Here is a 15,485-nt window from a genome sequence, read left to right as displayed (position 1 = left end):
TTTTCTCGCCGCCTCACCGACCGAAGCGCCGCGGACTCAGGCGACGATATCGTCGACGTTCGAGTTTCCGTCGACGTAGTGCTGCCAGACGTACAGCGTCGCAATCGACCGGTAGGGACTCCACGCCTCCGCGAGCGTGCGCATCTCCGCGCGCGTCAACTCGCCGAAGAGGTCTTCCATCCCTCGCCGGACGGCCAAGTCTTCGACCGGGAACACGTCCTCGCGCCCGAGGCCGAACATCAGGACCATCTTCGCGGTCCAATCGCCGACGCCGCGAATGTCAGTAAGTTCGCGCGTTACTGCGGCGTCGCTCATCTCCGTGAATCGCTCGCGCGTCACGTCGTTCTCCTCGAACCACGCGGCGACGTTCTTGACGTACTCGACTTTCTGCGGCGAGAGTCCGACCTCCCGCAGCGCGTCGGCCTCCGCGGTGAGCATCGCGTCGGGCGTCACCTCGAACTGTTCGAACAGGCGCGCCCGAATCGTCCGGGCGGCCTCCGTCGAGATGAGTTGATTGACGATGGAGACGACGAACCGCTCGAAGAGGTCGTCTGCGGGCGTCAGTTCCAGTTCGCCGTACTCGTCGACCAGCGGTGCGAGGTCCGTCTCGCGCAGGTGGTCGTGTTCCTCCGCCATGACCGATTGTCGGCCGTCACGCGCATAGACCCTCCGCTCCCGGCGGAGACGGCCGTCACGAGCGCCGTGAGTCCATCACGAACCATCCGAATAAACCGAAAGTGAGTTGTTCACGCGCACGAGGGAAACGTTGAAACTGACGGCAACCGAGGATTCGGCCATGGAACTGGATGACGTCAACAGTATCACGGTTCTCGGTGCGGGGAACATGGGCCACGGCATCGCGGAGGTCGCGGCGCTCGCCGGCTACGACGTAGTACTGCGCGACATCAACGAGGAGTTCGTCCAGAACGGCTACGACCAAATCGAATGGAGTCTCGGCAAACTGGCCGAGAAAGACCAGATGACCGAGGAGGAAGCCGACGCGGCGCTCGAACGCGTCACGCCTATCGTCGACCTCGGCGAAGCGGTCGCCGACGCCGACGTGGTCGTCGAGGCCGTTCCCGAGAAGATGGAGATAAAGAAAGAGGTGTACGGGGAATTAGAGGAGAAAGCCCCCGACCACACCGTCTTTGCGACGAACACGTCGAGTCTCTCCATCACGGACCTCTCGGAAGTGACCGAGCGACCCGAGCAGTTCTGCGGGATGCACTTCTTCAATCCCCCAGTCAGAATGCCGCTGGTCGAGGTCATCTCCGGCGCACACACCGCCGACGAGACGATGGACCTCGTCGAGGGCCTCGCCGAGTCGATGGGCAAGACGCCCGTCCGCGTCCGCAAGGACAGTCCGGGCTTCATCGTCAACCGCATTCTCGTTCCCCTGATGAACGAGGCGGCGTGGATTGTCCACGACGACGCCGCAACCGTCGAGGAAGTCGACAGCACGACGAAGTTCGACATCGGCCTGCCGATGGGGAGCTTCGAACTCGCAGACCAGGTCGGTATCGACGTCGGATTCCACGTGCTCGAATACATGCACGAGGTGCTCGGCGACGCCTACGAACCGTGTCCACTGCTCGCCGAGAAAGTCGAAAACGAGAACCTCGGCAAGAAAACGGGCAAAGGCTTCTACGACTACGACAACGGCGGCGTCGACATCCCGACGGACGCGGCCCGAGACGACGTGAAGCACCGCCTGCTCGCCGTGATGGCCAACGAAGTCGCCGCACTCGTCGAAAACGACGTCGCCGACGCCGACGCCATCGACCGCGCGGTGATGCTCGGCGGCGGCTTCCCGGACGGCCCCGCGAAGATGGCCGACGACGCCGGCCTTTCGACGCTCGTCGAGGCACTCGACGAACTGCGTGAGGAGACGGGCGCAGAACGCTACGAAGTCGTCGACACGCTCCGCGAACTCGCCGAATCGGACGACGGCTTCCACGGCAGCGACGAAGGCGAGGAGGGTTCCTTGGAGTTCGACAACGTCCGCGTCGAGATGGAGGGCGCCGTCGCCCACGTCGTTCTCGACCGACCGCACCGTCTCAACACCATCAGCGCCGACCTGATGGACGACCTCTCCGACGCCATCGACGCGCTGAGCGACGACGACGAGGTCCGAGCGCTGCTTCTCACCGGCGCTGGTGACCGCGCGTTCTCCGCCGGTGCGGACGTGACGAGCATGGCCGCGGGCGGTGCGGACCCGATTCCGGCGGTCGAACTCTCGCGCAAAGGCCAGAAGACGTTCGGCAAACTCGAAGACTGCGACAAGCCGGTCGTCGTCGGTATCGATGGCTTCTGTCTCGGCGGCGGGATGGAACTCGCCGCGTGTGCGGACCTCCGCGTCGCCACCGAGCGCTCCGAACTCGGTCAACCAGAACACAACCTCGGCCTCCTGCCGGGATGGGGCGGCACCGTCCGTCTCCAGCGCATCGTCGGCACCGGCCGCGCAAAGGAGATAATCTTCACCGCCGAGCGCTACGACGCCGAAACGATGGCCGACTACGGCTTCATCAACGACGTCGTCGACAACGGTGACCTCGAAGCCGAGGCGATGGAACTCGCACAGTCGCTCGCTGGCGGGCCGCCAGTCGCACAGCGCTACACGAAGCGCGCGATGCACCGTGGCTGGGAGGACACCGAGGCCGGTCTGGAGGTCGAAGCACAGGCGTTCGGCATCCTGTTCACCACCGACGACCTGATGGAGGGTGTGATGGCGTTCTCCAGCGACCGCGAACCGGAGTTCGAGGGGAAATAACACACACACCCGCGGCGTAACGGAATCTTTAAACTCCTCTGGGCGACAGTTGAGTATGTCGCTCGGTTGGTGTAGTCCGGCCAATCATCTTGGCCTTTCGAGCCGAGGACAGGGGTTCAAATCCCCTACCGAGCACTTCTCACGAACACTTCACGGCGAGCAACGGCGCTGATTCTCTCCGGAACCGTCTGTTTTGTACTAATGTTCAAAATACAAGAAATTCAACCAAACAAATAATACACCGAACCCGAATACAGTTTCCGTTGGGGGAGTACGATGGCTAACACAGAGCTACACATGGGGCACGCATCCGGGCAGAACACCGAGGAGAGACTGTCGCGAGACGTCTCGTTTTCGATACTCTCGAACCACCGCCGGCGGTACGTGTTACATCATCTCAAACGAGTCGGTGAACCGACCACCATCCGCGAGTTGGCCGAACAGGTCGCCGCGTGGGAGAACGACTGCGAAATCGAGGAACTGACGTACAAACAGCGAAAGCGCGTCTACACCTCGCTGCACCAGACGCACCTGCCGAAACTCGACACCTACGACATCATCGACTACGAGCAGGGTCGAGGCGTCGCAACCCTGACCGACCGAGCGACGGACCTCGACATCTATCTGGAAGTCGTCGAACGCGACGACGTGCCGTGGAGTCAGTACTACCTCGGATTGGCGAGCGTCTCACTGGCCGTGCTCGCAGCGTCGGGTCTCGGTCTCCCGTTTTTCGTGCAGATACCGGGCCTCACGTACGCGGCGGGCATCGCCGTTGCGCTCCTCCTCTCGGCGAGCGTCCACGCCTACCAGACGCGGCAGGCGCGACTGGGTGCGACCGAGTTACCCGCCGGAGTCGAACCCTCCACTCCGACTTCCGAGCGAAACGGTATCCTGAGCCGACTCCTCGGGACGCGCTGAACGGCACTCGCGTTCGCCTACTCACCGCAGTTTCTCGTACGACGCTTCCAACTCCACCATCGGTTGCGGATAGTCGACACCGAGTTCGACGCCGAACTCCCGCTGTTCGTCCGCCGAGAGCGTCCACGGTTCGTGCGCCTTCGCCGGTGGCAACGACTCCAGTTCCGGCAGCCATCGTTTGATGTACTCGGCGTCGCCGTCGTACTGTTTCGCTTGCTTGACGATGTTGAAGTAGCGGTCCCGCGAGTCGTTGCCGACGCCCGCGATGTACGCCCAGTTGCCGTAGTTCGAACAGGGGTCGTAGTCGACCAGTTGCGTCTCGAAGTACGCCGCCCCGCGACGCCAGTCCAGTCGGAGATTGTTCACGAGGAAACTCGCGGCGTTCTGTCGCCCGCGGTTCGACATGTACCCCGACCGATTCAGTTCCCGCATGTTCGCGTCGACGAACGGAATCCCCGTCTCGCCTTCGGCCCACCGTTCGAACTGCGTCTCGTCGTCTCGCCACTCGATGTCGTCGCGTTCGCGGATACCCTCCCGTGTGAAGAACTGCCCGCCGTGTTTCGCCAGTTGGAACTGGAAGAAGTCGCGCCACAGCAGTTCGAACAGTAGCCAGTACGTCGAGTCGTTCGAGATGCGTTCGTCCTCGTAGCGCTTTACCTCCTCGTGGACCCGTCGCGGGGAGAGACAGCCCTCGTTAAGCCACGCCGAAAACTTCGAGGAGTAGTCCGCGCCGACCATCCCGTTTCGCGTCTCTTTGTACTCGCGCAGGCAGTCGCGCTCCCAGACGTACTCGTCGAGTCGCTGCAGTCCCGCCGTCTCGCCGCCCTCGAAGTCGAGAACGGCCCGTTCGTCGTCCGGCGGGCCGTCGACACCGAGTTCCGACGGCGTCGGGAGCGTTCCGGCCTCAGATTCACTGACGGCGTCCGGCAACGGCGGCAGCGACGACGGCGTCTCGAACGTCGGCCGCACCGACGCGTCGGACTCGACGGATTTGCGAAACGGCGTGTACGTGTCGGGTATCTCGCGGTAACTCGTCGGTAGGTCGTTGACGTGGTACAGCGAGTGACCCCAGAACCGCCGCAGGTCGACGTCTGCCGCCCGAAGCGCCGACTTGACCGCCGCCTCGACGGTCATCTCCTCGGGCGTCGGCCACGTGTGAAAGTAGACGGTGTCGACGCCGAGCGTCTCGGCGAGGTCCGGAAGCACTGTCTCGGGTCGACCACGGCGGACGAGCAAGTCGCTGCCGCGTTCTCGAAGTGACTCACGAAGGTCCGAGAGCGAGTCGAGTCGAAACCGCGTGCGATGTGGACCCGTCTTCTCGAAGCGAAACGAGTCCGCGCCGCCGTACTCGCGGGGACCGTACTCCCGTGGGTCGACACAGTACACCGACAGCAACGAGTCGGCGGTGGCGGCTTTCGACAGCGCCTCGTTGTCGTGCACTCGAAGGTCCCGGCGGAACCAGACGAGCGCTCGCGCGTCTGTCATGTGGGTCGTTAGGACGCCAGCGACTTCAACGCTCACTCGCCGGCGGGTCGGTTCTACGGGCTGAACAGTGGGTGTTCGCCGGGAGCGGAGCGAGAACCCGACAGCGACGACGGAGACGTGTCGCGGACGCAGTTCAGTCGTCCGAGGACATGTACGCCCACACCTCGTACGCCGTCAGTACCGCGAAGAGCAGCGCACACACCACGGCGGCGACCGCTTCGGCGACGCCGGGGACGAGCATCCAGACGAGGGCCACCAGAAAACCGAGGACACCGATAGCCAGCGCGTACGACGGCGTCTGGGCGTCGTTGGTACCGGAAAACCGCATGTAGGCGAGTACCTGATCGGCATTTCCTTCCAGTGAGACGGTTTTGCCGCTGTCGTCGTAGTCGACGATATCGAGGTCGTCGAGTTTCGGCAGATGCGTCTGGTGCAACGAGATGTAGACGCTCTGTCTGACGTTGCGCGGTGGCGGGTCTTCGCCGGACTCTCTCGCGCCGATGTGTTCGGAGAGCGAGCGAACGGTCTCCTCGCCGGTTTCGGCGAGTCGTTCGAGCGTCATGCGCCGCCGGTCGTTCCGAAGGACGTCGTGGATGTCGGCTTCGGTGAGGTCGTCGGCCGGCGAGTTCTCGGTCTCCGTTCGTGTCATCGGCGAGTTATCGTGTGGTAGGGGAGTCGACCCCGGATACTGCGGAGCGGCGCTTCGTCAGTTGTCGTTCGTCGGGCGCGAGAGGTGATGAAACTGTGCGTTCGGCGTCGCTGGACCACACTGAGAGACGGGCCTGCTTCACCGCCGAAGTGTCGAGAGGCTACCCAGTGTACCGAACGCGCCGAGACGGCCGCGGGCGACGAAAAAGCCGGCCGCGAGCGTCGTCAACGCCAGAAACGTCAGTCCGACGATGGCGGGCGCTGTCGAGAGTATGGGCGCACCGAGTACGCCGGCGGCGACGAGCAGCGAGCCGACGACGCCCAACCCGAGATAGTACTCGTCGTGGCGGGCGCGGTCGGTCGGCGTGTCCGTTAGATACGCGGCGACCGTCGCGGTGTGGCGGCCGGGAGCGACGTCTTTCGCGTCGGCGTCGTAGTCGACGATGTCGAGGTCGTCGAGTTTCGGGATGTGCGTCTGACAGAGCGAGACGTAGACGCTGTGACGGACGTTACGTGGGGGAGTCTCGGTGTCCGTCTCGATGGCCGCGATGTGTTCGGAGAGCGCTCTGACCGACTGCGTCTCCGCGCAGTCGGCGAGACGTTCGACGACGCGCTGTCTGCGTTCGTTTTTCAGCACGTCGTAGATATCTGTCTCCGCGAGCGACGCCGCTTGGTCGCCCTCCCCCTGTCGCTGTCGGAGCGCTGCTCCCATGGTAGCAATTCGTCTCCCCTGAAATAACAAGAAGCTATCGGATTTCTTTGTGTACTTGTTCGGTGGGAAATATACCGTAGCGCAGAACACGACCAGCCGCGTCGGCCCGTGAGACCACCGAGACACCGACTACGAGAGCCACTCGTCGGGCTTCGTGTCGTAGTCGATGTCGCCGGCGGCGATTCTGTCTTCGAGTTCGGGTTCGAGGTCGTGATGCTCGAACGTCTCGCCGTCGTATCGGACGCGGATGCCGTTCTCGACGGGCGTCGGTTCGCGGTTGCGCCGCCGTGCCACCTCCACGTCGTGGTCGTCGTACTCCTTGACGATGGTCATTAGGTTGACCGGGTGGCCCCACAGGTCGTACGCGCGCTCTAAAACCTGTTTGGCCTGCCCGAGGTCGAGCATGATGCCGTTGTACTGGTGGCCCAACAGCAGTTCGTTGCGGTTGCCGTAGTTGCCGTCGTACACCGCGACGGTGGGCTTGCCGAAGTTCGTGAACTGCAGCAGCAGTTTCTTCTTGACGTCCTGGTAGTCGGTGCTCGTCACCCGGAAGTCGCCGCTGGCGCGGGTGAACTCGTAGGTGAAGTAGTGGTTGTTCGTCACGAACTCCTGGGTGAGGAACGCGTCGAGGAACGTCACGTCGTTGTGACTCTCTCGAATCTCGCGCATCCGGTCCCACCCGGTCGTGTAGTCGACGTCCACGATAGCTTCCGCTACACTCGCGTACTGCTCGTCGTCGAACATGTACCGCGAGAGCTGTTCGAGCTCCGAGCGCCGAATCCGCCCGAGGAACCCTCTGTTCTGTGGCTTGACGAGCGAGAAGTGTCGCTCGGCGAGGCCTTCGTAGGTCAACACCTTCCACGGGTACTTGTCGACGTCGACAGTTCGTTCGTCGGCATCGAGTTCCTCGTCGCCGTACTCCGACACCGCCCGGTCGAGGGCGTCGGCGTCGACGCGCGGGTCGTCGCCGAGTGCGACGAGTTCGTCCAGCGTATCCGGGCGAATCCCATCGAGCGCCGGGTGCGGTTGCAGGAGTTCTTGGACCTCGTCGAAGTCGACGACTTCGTGGAAGTTGCGCCACGAGACGCCCTCGACGCGCAGGAGTCTGTCGGCCACTTCCCGGCGGTTCGTCGTGTTCTCGATGTACTCCCAGAGTTCCTTGCCGAGTTTGTACGGGTTCAACCCCGGCGACCCGAGCACCTTCGCTTGGTGGTCGGCGTACAGCAGGAACTCGTTCTCGCCGGCGAAGCGCTCCTCGCCCATCATCAACGACTCCCAGTAGGCGGCCCAGCCCTCGTTCATCACCTTCGTCATCTTCTGGGGGGCGAAGTAGTACGCCTCCGTCCGCAGCATGTCGAGAACGTCGCGCTGCCACGGTTCCAACTCGCTGGCTTTCCCTTCTTCTTCGTCGTACTGCATCCCGTGCTGCTGGAGGTAGCCGAGGACGTCTTTCTGGGGGTCGGTGAGGTCGGCGGCGGCCTCTTCGGCCTCTGCCAGTCGGTCCAACCACTCCTCGTCGAACACCTGTCTGCGAACCTCGTCGGAGATGTTCATCCCCTCCAGTCGCTCGCGGAGGTCCTCGGGTGCGGTCCGCTCGCGGGGGTCCGTCGCCTCCGCGAACGGTCGGTGCTGGTCGATACAGTCTTCCAAGCAGAGCACCGCGTCGATGAACTTCTCGATGTCCGCGCGGTCGATTTCGGGGTCCTCCATGTAGCCCGCGATGGCCTCGGAGTGCCGTTCGAGCATCGCCGCCGCGTCGAGGTCGCCGCCGAACAGTCCGAACCAACTGTTGTTGGCGAAGAAGTCGGCGTGGGCTTCGACGTGGGTGATGACCGCCTTCTGGTCGGCCAGCGTGTTCGACTCCTGCAGGAACGCGTGGCTCGGGTTGTCGTTGTTGACGATTTCGAACGCCTTGCCCATCCCGAACTGGTCTTGTTTCTGCTGGCGGTCGTACGTCATCCCCCAGCGCCAGTGCGGATAGCGGGTTTGGAACCCGCCGTAAGCGATGAGCGCGTTCATCTCGTCGTAGCTGACGACCCAGTAGTTCACCGGGTACGGTTCGAGGCCGAGCTTTCGCGCGAGTTTCGCCGCTTCGCGCGTCGGCTCTTCGAGTTTGCTCGCGGCCTTTCTCGCTGTCAGTCTGTTCGGTCTCATTGGTCGTCGTCCTCCGTACTCAGAATGTCGTAGATGGCGTCTACCACGTCCTCGGGGCGCGAGACGCGCGCGACGACGACGTTGCCGGTGTCGCCGAGCGCCCGTTCGACCTCCTCGGCGTGGGTCGCGTTGATGGCGTTGCCGCCGGGTTGTGTCTCGACGTACGCGTGCAGGTTCGCCGGAATCTCTTCCATCAGCGGCACGACGTTCTCGGTCGTGTCGTTCGAGGAGTTCTCGCTGTCGCCCGCGGCGAACACGTAGCGGTTCCACTCGCGCCACGGGTACTCCTCTTCGAGAATCGCCGCCGCGAGTTCATATGCAGAAGAAATCTTGGTGCCACCGCCCGAGCGGATGCCGAAGAACTCCTCGCGTTCGACCTGCCACGCTTCGGCATCGTGGGCGATGTAGACGAACTCGGCGTTGTCGTACTTGCCCGTCAGATACCAGTCTAAGGGGGTAAACGTCCGCTCGACGAGTTCGCGCTTCTTCTCGCGCATCGACCCCGACACGTCGCGGATGTTGACCACGACGACGTTCTTCTCTTTCTTCTCGATTATCTCGGGGTGGCGGTAGCGCTCGTCCTCGCGGCGGAACGGCACTTCCCGAAGACCGTCGCGGCGGATGCGCTGGAGCGTGGTCGTCTGCTCGACGTTCTCGTCCATCTCCTCGAAACTCGACCACTTGTCGCGTTCGGACTCGGGGACGTCTTCGTAGGCGTCTGCGACCCACGCCCACGAGACGAGGATGTTTTTCTCTCTGGCCCACTCGAACACGTCTCGGGCGTCTTTGCCCTCGACTCGCAGCGCCTCTCTGACGTACTCCTCGTCGAAATCCATCGAGAGCTTGCGCTTCAGGCCCTCTTTGAACAGGCGCTCGAAGTCGAGCGTGCTGTTCGGGCCCGAGCGAGTGACGTCGGTGAAGTCGCCCTCTATCTCTTCGATGACTTCCTTGCCCTTGGGTTCGAGGTCCAGTCCGAGTTGTTCGTCGAGTTCTTGGGCGAACTCCTCGGGGTCCATCTGGTAGTACTCGTGGTCGGCCCCTTCTTCGCCGGGGTCGCCCTCCTCGTCTCCGTCGCCGGGTTGCGGCGGGCCGACGGGTTGGCCCACGTCGGGGGTGCCGCCTTGACCCTGACCGACGCCGCCTCTGTCGCGGGGGTCGTAGGCGAACTCCGGGAGGTCCACGACTTTGATGGGGATGTTGATGTTGTTCGCGCCCGACCCGCCGAGGTCACCGTAGCTGATGAACTCTTCGAGGTCCTCTCTTCGTTCTTCGCCCACTTCGCGGAACCGTTCGAGGTCGTCTCTCAGTCCCATTTGTAGCTCACCTCTCGCATCACTTTCCGGCTGGTCAACTCGGCGCTAGCCGGCGAGTAACCCGCCTTCGTCAGTCGCTCGATGGTCTTTTCCTTCAGCCGTGCCGTCTCGGTGTTCGCCGGTGGGTCCTCCCACTGGCGGGGGTCGAAGTCCTCGAACAGCCGTTTCACGTCGCTCCACTCGTGGTGTTCCAGCACCGCGCGGATAACCGGAATCTCGGTGAAGTCGACTTTGTGGACCGCGAAGCCCTCGTCGCGGTTCTCCCACGCGTAGCGGTTCAACGCGGAGATGACCTTCTCGCGGCGGAACCGTGCCACCTGCGGCGAGGGTTCGTTCCCCGCGTACGCGGCGTCGTCGAAGCGGCCGAGATGTTCGGTCTCGAACAGCTTCATCAGCAGCGCGTCGGCTTCGACGGGGCCGCGTTCGGTCTCTATCTCCTCGTCGCCCGCCCACGCGTAGACGTGTTCGACGTACTCGGCGACCGTCTCCTGTTCGACGTGCTTTTCGGCCAAGATGGCGTCGAGCACGTCGCGTTCCTGCTGGTCGAAGATGTAGCTCTTGACGCCGGCGAGTCGCGACTCGTACTCGGCGGCCTCGCCGCGCGAAAACACTGGAGCAGAACGCAGGCCGTCGGCCATCGCGTCGAGTACGTCGTCGGGCATGACGACGCGTTCGACGGGCAGGTCGGCGTGTGCGCGCTCGCTTTCGGTCTGCAGCAGGTCGGCGACGGTGTCGCGGGTGTACGTCACGGGGATGCCGTGCGTGCCCTCCTCGCCGTTGCGGTCGAACTCGAAGTCGTCGATAGTCTCTCGTTCGTCGCCCTCCTGCAGGTAACCGCGGTCGAACAGCAACGCCTTGTCGACGAGCGTCAGTCCCGACGGCAGGTCTTCGCCGTCGAGACGCGTGACGACGCTGTACAGCGCCGCCGCCTCGACGGCGTGCGGTGCGAGTTCGCGTTCGACGACGACACCGCCTTCGTCGCGCACCGACACCGACACCGGTTGACGGATGCGCGCTTCGAGTTCGGCGTAGTCCGCGCCCTCCCACACCGCCGTCTCGTTCGTGAGTTCGCGGTGGACGAGTTGTGTCTCCAGACTCAAGTTGGTGAGATAGCGGAACTCGTGTTTGTCGAGGCGGCGTTTGAGCGCCTTCAACGGGTCGCGGCCGTTGCGGTCGGCGAACTTGTCGAGTTCGACGCCTAAGTCGGGATTGGAGATGATGAGCAACTGCGTGTCGAGGTCCATCCCGATTCCTTTGTCCAACTTCACGTGCCCCTCGTCGGGGACGTTCAGCAGTTTCTGCAGCAGGTCGGAGTGTTGGGTCGCGTCCTCGACGATGGTAAGAAGACCGTTACCCTGCGAGAGCACGCCGTCGTAGCTGAACGCCTGCGGGTTCTTTCGGCCCCGCGAGTCGAGTTCGCGGAGCATCCCCGGCATCCAACTGCCGACGAGTCGCTCCTTGGGGCTGCCGTCGTCTTCGGAGTGCAGTACACCAATCCCCTTGCCCACGTCGACGACGTAGTTTTTCACCCGGAGGTGTCGCGTGTCCGCGACCGCCGAGAACAACTCGGTTTTGCCGTTGCGGCGGTACTGTTCTTCGAGATACGAGTACGCCTCCCGCGAGAACGGGTCGAGTTCCTCGTCGACGACCGTCGGGATGTGGTCGCCCGACGACGCGTTGAGGTCCACGAGGAGCGCTTTGCGCACGTCCGGCGGGAACACCGTCAGCGGGTGGACCTGCACCGGACTCTCGTACCAGTTGTCCTCGTTTTCGGTCGACTCGTCGCCGCCGTAGCTCAGTCCTCGGGTGTCGGAGGCCGTCGAGATGTTCCACTCGACGGTGTAGCGGCGTCCGCCCGGAGTCTTCGAGTACTCCCGAAGGCCGTTGATGAGACACCGTTTGAGTTCCGACTTGCCGGTCGCCGTCGGCCCGTCGAACCAGAGAATCTTCTCGCTCTTGCCGCGGTCGGCGGCGATGGTTCGGAGGTCGGCGACAAACCCATTTAGCACCTCGGTATTACCGAGAATGGCGTGTTCGCCCTCGTTGTGCGGGTCGTCGAAGAAGCGGTAGCGCTGGCGCTCTTCGCCTTCTTCGACGACGGTCCGCGTTCCCATCGACTCGATGGCCTCCAACAGGTATTTCGAGGCGTGCGAGGCGATGGAGGGTGACTCGAACGCGGCGTCGACGTACGCGTCGAGGCTCATCGGTTCCTCGTAAGCGCCGCGCAACTCGGCGTCGGCGGCGCGGATGTAATCTTCGCGCATGGGCTTACGTCTCAAGTTCGGCTTTGGCCACCTCCGCGCCGGCGAATTCGAGCACTTCACGGGCACCTTCGCGGGAGTAGCCCTGTTCTTCGAGGGCGTCTATCCAGGCGTTGCGCTCGTCGTCGTCGAGTTCGTTCGCCGACACCAACGCGGAGAAGTTGATGTTGTGTTTCTTGTCCTCCCACAGTTTGCGCTCCAGCGCACGGCGGAGTCGGTCGTTGTCCTGCGGGTTGAACGAGGTTCCCTCGCGGGCACGCCGGGAGACCCAGTTCGACACTTCCTGACGGAAGTCGTCTTTGCGGTCGTTCGGAATCTCCAGTTTCTCTTCGACCGAACGGAGGAACTTCTCGTCAGGGTCCTGCTCGCGGCCGGTGAGTTCGTCGCGGACGGTGGCGTCGTCGATGTACGCCATCACGTGGTCCATGTACTTCTCGCCTTGCCGCTGGATTTCGTCGAGGTCGTAGGCGAGGGCGTGGCGCACGTCCTCGATGGCGCGCTCTTTGTACTCGTCGCGGACCATCTCCAAGTAGCGGAGGTAGCGTTCGACGTTCTCTTCGGGGATGGAGCCGTGATTCTCCAAGTTCTCCTCGAAGTGCGTGAAGATGGAGAGCGGACTGAGGTAGTCGCGGCCGCGGTGCGTCGAGTCCATGATGGCCTCGGCGATTTCGTCGCCGATGAACCGTGCGGAGACGCCTTCCATCCCTTCGGCGATGTCGGCTTTCGACTCGCCCTCCTCGCGGAGTTTCTTCACGTCGACGTCGTCGCCGTCGTCTATCTCGCCGTTGTACGCTTTCGCTTTCTGCGTCAGCGAGATGCGCTCGCCGTCGGGTTCGGTGATGCGCGTCAACACGCCGAACAGGCCCGCCATCTCCATCGCGTGCGGTTCGATGTGCATGTGCGGCACGTCGGCGTTCCGCAGCATCTTCCGGTAGATTTCGGCCTCTTGGGTGTACTCGAGGACGTACGGGAAGTCGATGCGTTTCGTCCGGTCGTTGAACGCCTCCATCTTCTCGTCGCCCTTCTTGTCGCGGTACTCGGGCATGTTCGTTCGGCCGACGATGACCTGGTCGATGTCGATTCGAGGGTTGTTCTTCGGCTTGATGGTCTGTTCCTGACTGGCGTGCAGGAAGTCGTAGAGGAACTCCCGCTGGAGTTTGAGCAACTCTTCGCCGGAGAACAGGCCACGGTTGGCGTTACAGAACGCCCCCGAGTAGTCGAACGCGCGGGGGTCGGACTCGCCGTAGACGGCGAGTTTCGAGTAGTTGACGTCGCCCGTCAGTTCCGTCTCGTCCTGATTCTTCTTGTCTTTCGGCTCGAACGTCTCGATGCACTGGCGTTTGTTCTCGCTGGCGACGAGACGGATAATCTCGACGTGGTTCTCCAACACCGACTGCAGGTCGTCGTCGTACTCCGCCAGCAGTTTGTCCATGTAGAACTCGCTGGCGGGGTCTAACGACTGCTCGTTGCGGATGGTGTACGGCGCGTCGAGGTTCTCGTTCAGTTGTTCGATGACTCTGTCGCGTTGCTCCTGTGGAAGCAACACGACCGGGTCTTGGTGCATCGGCGACTGGACGGTGTCGTCTGCGGGGTCTTGGTCGCGGATGACGTCGCAGAGGTTCGTCCACCGGAAGGTGTACATTCGACCCTCGTCGCGCATCGTGTAGTCCTCGAAGTAGCGCCGGACCATCAGGTCGAAGTGCGACTTCCCGGAGCCAACCGGCCCCAGTAAGAGTTTGATACGCTTCTCCGGGCCGAGTCCGCGGGCCCCGCTTTTCACCTTGTTGACGAACTCGTGGATGGATTCGTGGACCTCACGGCCGTAGAAGATGTTCTCGCCCTCGTGGAGGGGGTCTTCGGAGGCCATGAGGTACTCGACGACACCGGCGTCTTCGTCGTACTCGGTGCCGTAGTAGTCGAACATGTCGGCAACGCGTTGGTGGGCGTTGCGGGCGATGCGCGGGTCGTCGTGCAGTTCGCGCAGATACCAGTCGAACGTGTTCGCCTCACGGAGGTCCGCTGGCACGGAGTCCTGGTAGTGCTGGCTCAGGTCTTCGAGGGTTTCGATTTCACCGTTCATTGTATCACTGACGGAGTCTGGTGTAGTCTGCGGACGGGCGTCTGCCCCGGACGACGGCCCCGTCGGGCGACCCTCGTCGACGACTCGCCGATGCCTCGACGCGTTGCTGGCGTCGTGGGATGAGCAGTCGTTGCCGATGGTCGTTCGTCCGTGACATTGGTTGACACACCACCTTCGCACACGGCGACGTTATCGGCGACTGCAAGCGACAGAACGGCTCTCGTTCGGCGAGCGGTGCGGGGAGGGTGGTTGGCTGCGTTGTCCTCGGAGTTGTCCGAGACTATTTAGAGTGTGAGTCAGTAGCATACATAAGTCTTTTCCCAAATTCGAGTTCGTTCACAGAATTGGAACGGTAAAATAGACAGACGTAGCGGCGATGGGGGTCGTTCTCGAAACCTATCACGAGAGATATTTATGTACTCGCTCACACTTTCGAGGAGTGATTTCGGGCGACGAGAGTGCAGTCAGAGCTGTCGGTGACAACACACGAACTGCCCCGTGACGCTAGGTGAGTCCGTCGGCGCTGTCGGCGCTGTCGGCGCTGTCGGTGCTGTCGGTGCTGTCGACACCGTCGCATTCGAACATCGGAGGCGACGGCCACCGGCGAGAACGGGACGGCTTAACCGGCCGGCGGTCCAAATCCGGGTATGAGCTTCGACGCACTGCCCGAGGGATGGACCGTCTGGAACGACGAACCCGAAGGCCGGGCGATTCTCGCGTACCGACCGGACGTCTTCGACAGCCAGCAGTTTCCCGCGCCCTGTATGCCCACAGTGTTCGTCAGCAACGGGTCCAGAAAACGCCGCCCCGGCGCGTCCCAAATCGAGACCGACACCTGGCACGTGACCCTGTTGTTGGAGCCCGAAATCGAAGGCGAGACCAACACGTACGACTCCCGTGAGGCCGCCGTCGACGGCGCTGTCGACGCCGCGAGACGGTTCGACGACGGCGAGGTCGACTACCGTTCGCTGTATCAAGTGCCCCGCGAGGAGTACTTCGAGAAACTCGACGAACTCACCGGGCGCGACGACGGCAGCGAGACCACTACCGACGACGGTAACTGACGCCGCCTGCAACGACACTGACTGCCACCGCCTGCGACAACACTGACTGACGCCGCCCGAAACGTGTGTCAGCGAGCGTG

At 63.1% G+C, this 15,485-nt stretch carries 11 protein-coding genes and 1 tRNA gene; 4 read left to right on the top strand and 8 right to left on the bottom strand.

The window, feature by feature from the left end:
- Window positions 1-36: 36 nt before the first annotated feature.
- Window positions 37-636: a DNA-3-methyladenine glycosylase family protein gene (locus AUR64_RS15415; RefSeq protein WP_058582859.1), complete on the bottom strand. Its 600-nt coding sequence runs from the start codon at window positions 634-636 to the stop codon at window positions 37-39.
- A 160-nt stretch (window positions 637-796) separates the two neighbouring features.
- Between AUR64_RS15415 and AUR64_RS15410 the strand changes: the two genes are divergently transcribed.
- The 3 genes from AUR64_RS15410 (at window position 797) to AUR64_RS15400 (ending at window position 3,688) form a co-directional block, all read left to right on the top strand.
- Window positions 797-2,770 (top strand): 3-hydroxyacyl-CoA dehydrogenase/enoyl-CoA hydratase family protein, encoded by a 1,974-nt coding sequence (locus AUR64_RS15410; protein ID WP_058582858.1) that lies wholly within the window; start codon window positions 797-799, stop codon window positions 2,768-2,770.
- Between the two features lie 60 nt (window positions 2,771-2,830).
- Window positions 2,831-2,905 (top strand) — tRNA-Glu (locus AUR64_RS15405).
- A gap of 141 nt (window positions 2,906-3,046) precedes the next feature.
- The gene (locus AUR64_RS15400; RefSeq protein ID WP_205628412.1) at window positions 3,047-3,688 is read left to right on the top strand and encodes a DUF7344 domain-containing protein; all 642 of its coding nucleotides are present in this window, start codon (window positions 3,047-3,049) and stop codon (window positions 3,686-3,688) included.
- Between the two features lie 21 nt (window positions 3,689-3,709).
- Here AUR64_RS15400 and AUR64_RS15395 read toward each other — a convergent pair whose 3' ends face one another.
- The 7 genes from AUR64_RS15395 to AUR64_RS15365 all read right to left on the bottom strand — a co-directional run bounded on the left by AUR64_RS15395 (window position 3,710) and on the right by AUR64_RS15365 (window position 14,341).
- Entirely contained in the window at window positions 3,710-5,173 is a 1,464-nt protein-coding gene (locus tag AUR64_RS15395) for a DASH family cryptochrome (protein ID WP_058582856.1), read from the bottom strand.
- 133 nt (window positions 5,174-5,306) lie between these two features.
- The gene (locus tag AUR64_RS15390; protein WP_058582855.1) at window positions 5,307-5,822 is read right to left on the bottom strand and encodes a DUF7344 domain-containing protein; all 516 of its coding nucleotides are present in this window, start codon (window positions 5,820-5,822) and stop codon (window positions 5,307-5,309) included.
- A gap of 138 nt (window positions 5,823-5,960) precedes the next feature.
- A complete protein-coding gene (locus tag AUR64_RS15385) occupies window positions 5,961-6,533 on the bottom strand; it encodes a DUF7344 domain-containing protein (protein WP_058582854.1) in 573 nt (190 codons plus the stop codon).
- A 129-nt stretch (window positions 6,534-6,662) separates the two neighbouring features.
- Window positions 6,663-8,687: a SpoVR family protein gene (locus tag AUR64_RS15380; RefSeq protein ID WP_058582853.1), complete on the bottom strand. Its 2,025-nt coding sequence runs from the start codon at window positions 8,685-8,687 to the stop codon at window positions 6,663-6,665.
- On the bottom strand, window positions 8,684-10,000 hold the full coding sequence (locus AUR64_RS15375; protein ID WP_058582852.1) for a YeaH/YhbH family protein: 1,317 nt from the start codon (window positions 9,998-10,000) through the stop codon (window positions 8,684-8,686). The genes AUR64_RS15380 and AUR64_RS15375 overlap by 4 nt, the downstream gene beginning before the upstream one ends.
- The gene (locus AUR64_RS15370) at window positions 9,991-12,264 is read right to left on the bottom strand and encodes a PrkA family serine protein kinase (protein WP_058582851.1); all 2,274 of its coding nucleotides are present in this window, start codon (window positions 12,262-12,264) and stop codon (window positions 9,991-9,993) included. The genes AUR64_RS15375 and AUR64_RS15370 overlap by 10 nt, the downstream gene beginning before the upstream one ends.
- Window positions 12,265-12,268: 4 nt before the next feature.
- Complete coding sequence (locus tag AUR64_RS15365; protein WP_058582850.1) at window positions 12,269-14,341, bottom strand: PrkA family serine protein kinase; 2,073 nt, start codon at window positions 14,339-14,341, stop codon at window positions 12,269-12,271.
- Window positions 14,342-14,988: 647 nt separating this feature from the next.
- On the opposite strand from AUR64_RS15365, the gene AUR64_RS15360 reads away from it, so the two are divergent.
- Entirely contained in the window at window positions 14,989-15,405 is a 417-nt protein-coding gene (locus tag AUR64_RS15360) for a DUF5820 family protein (protein WP_058582849.1), read from the top strand.
- The last annotated feature ends 80 nt before the right edge of the window (window positions 15,406-15,485 follow it).

Source organism: Haloprofundus marisrubri, from assembly GCF_001469955.1.
In the GTDB taxonomy this organism is placed as follows: domain Archaea; phylum Halobacteriota; class Halobacteria; order Halobacteriales; family Haloferacaceae; genus Haloprofundus; species Haloprofundus marisrubri.
Note: the sequence above shows the minus strand (reverse complement) of the source record. Positions and strands in the feature narration are given on the sequence as shown.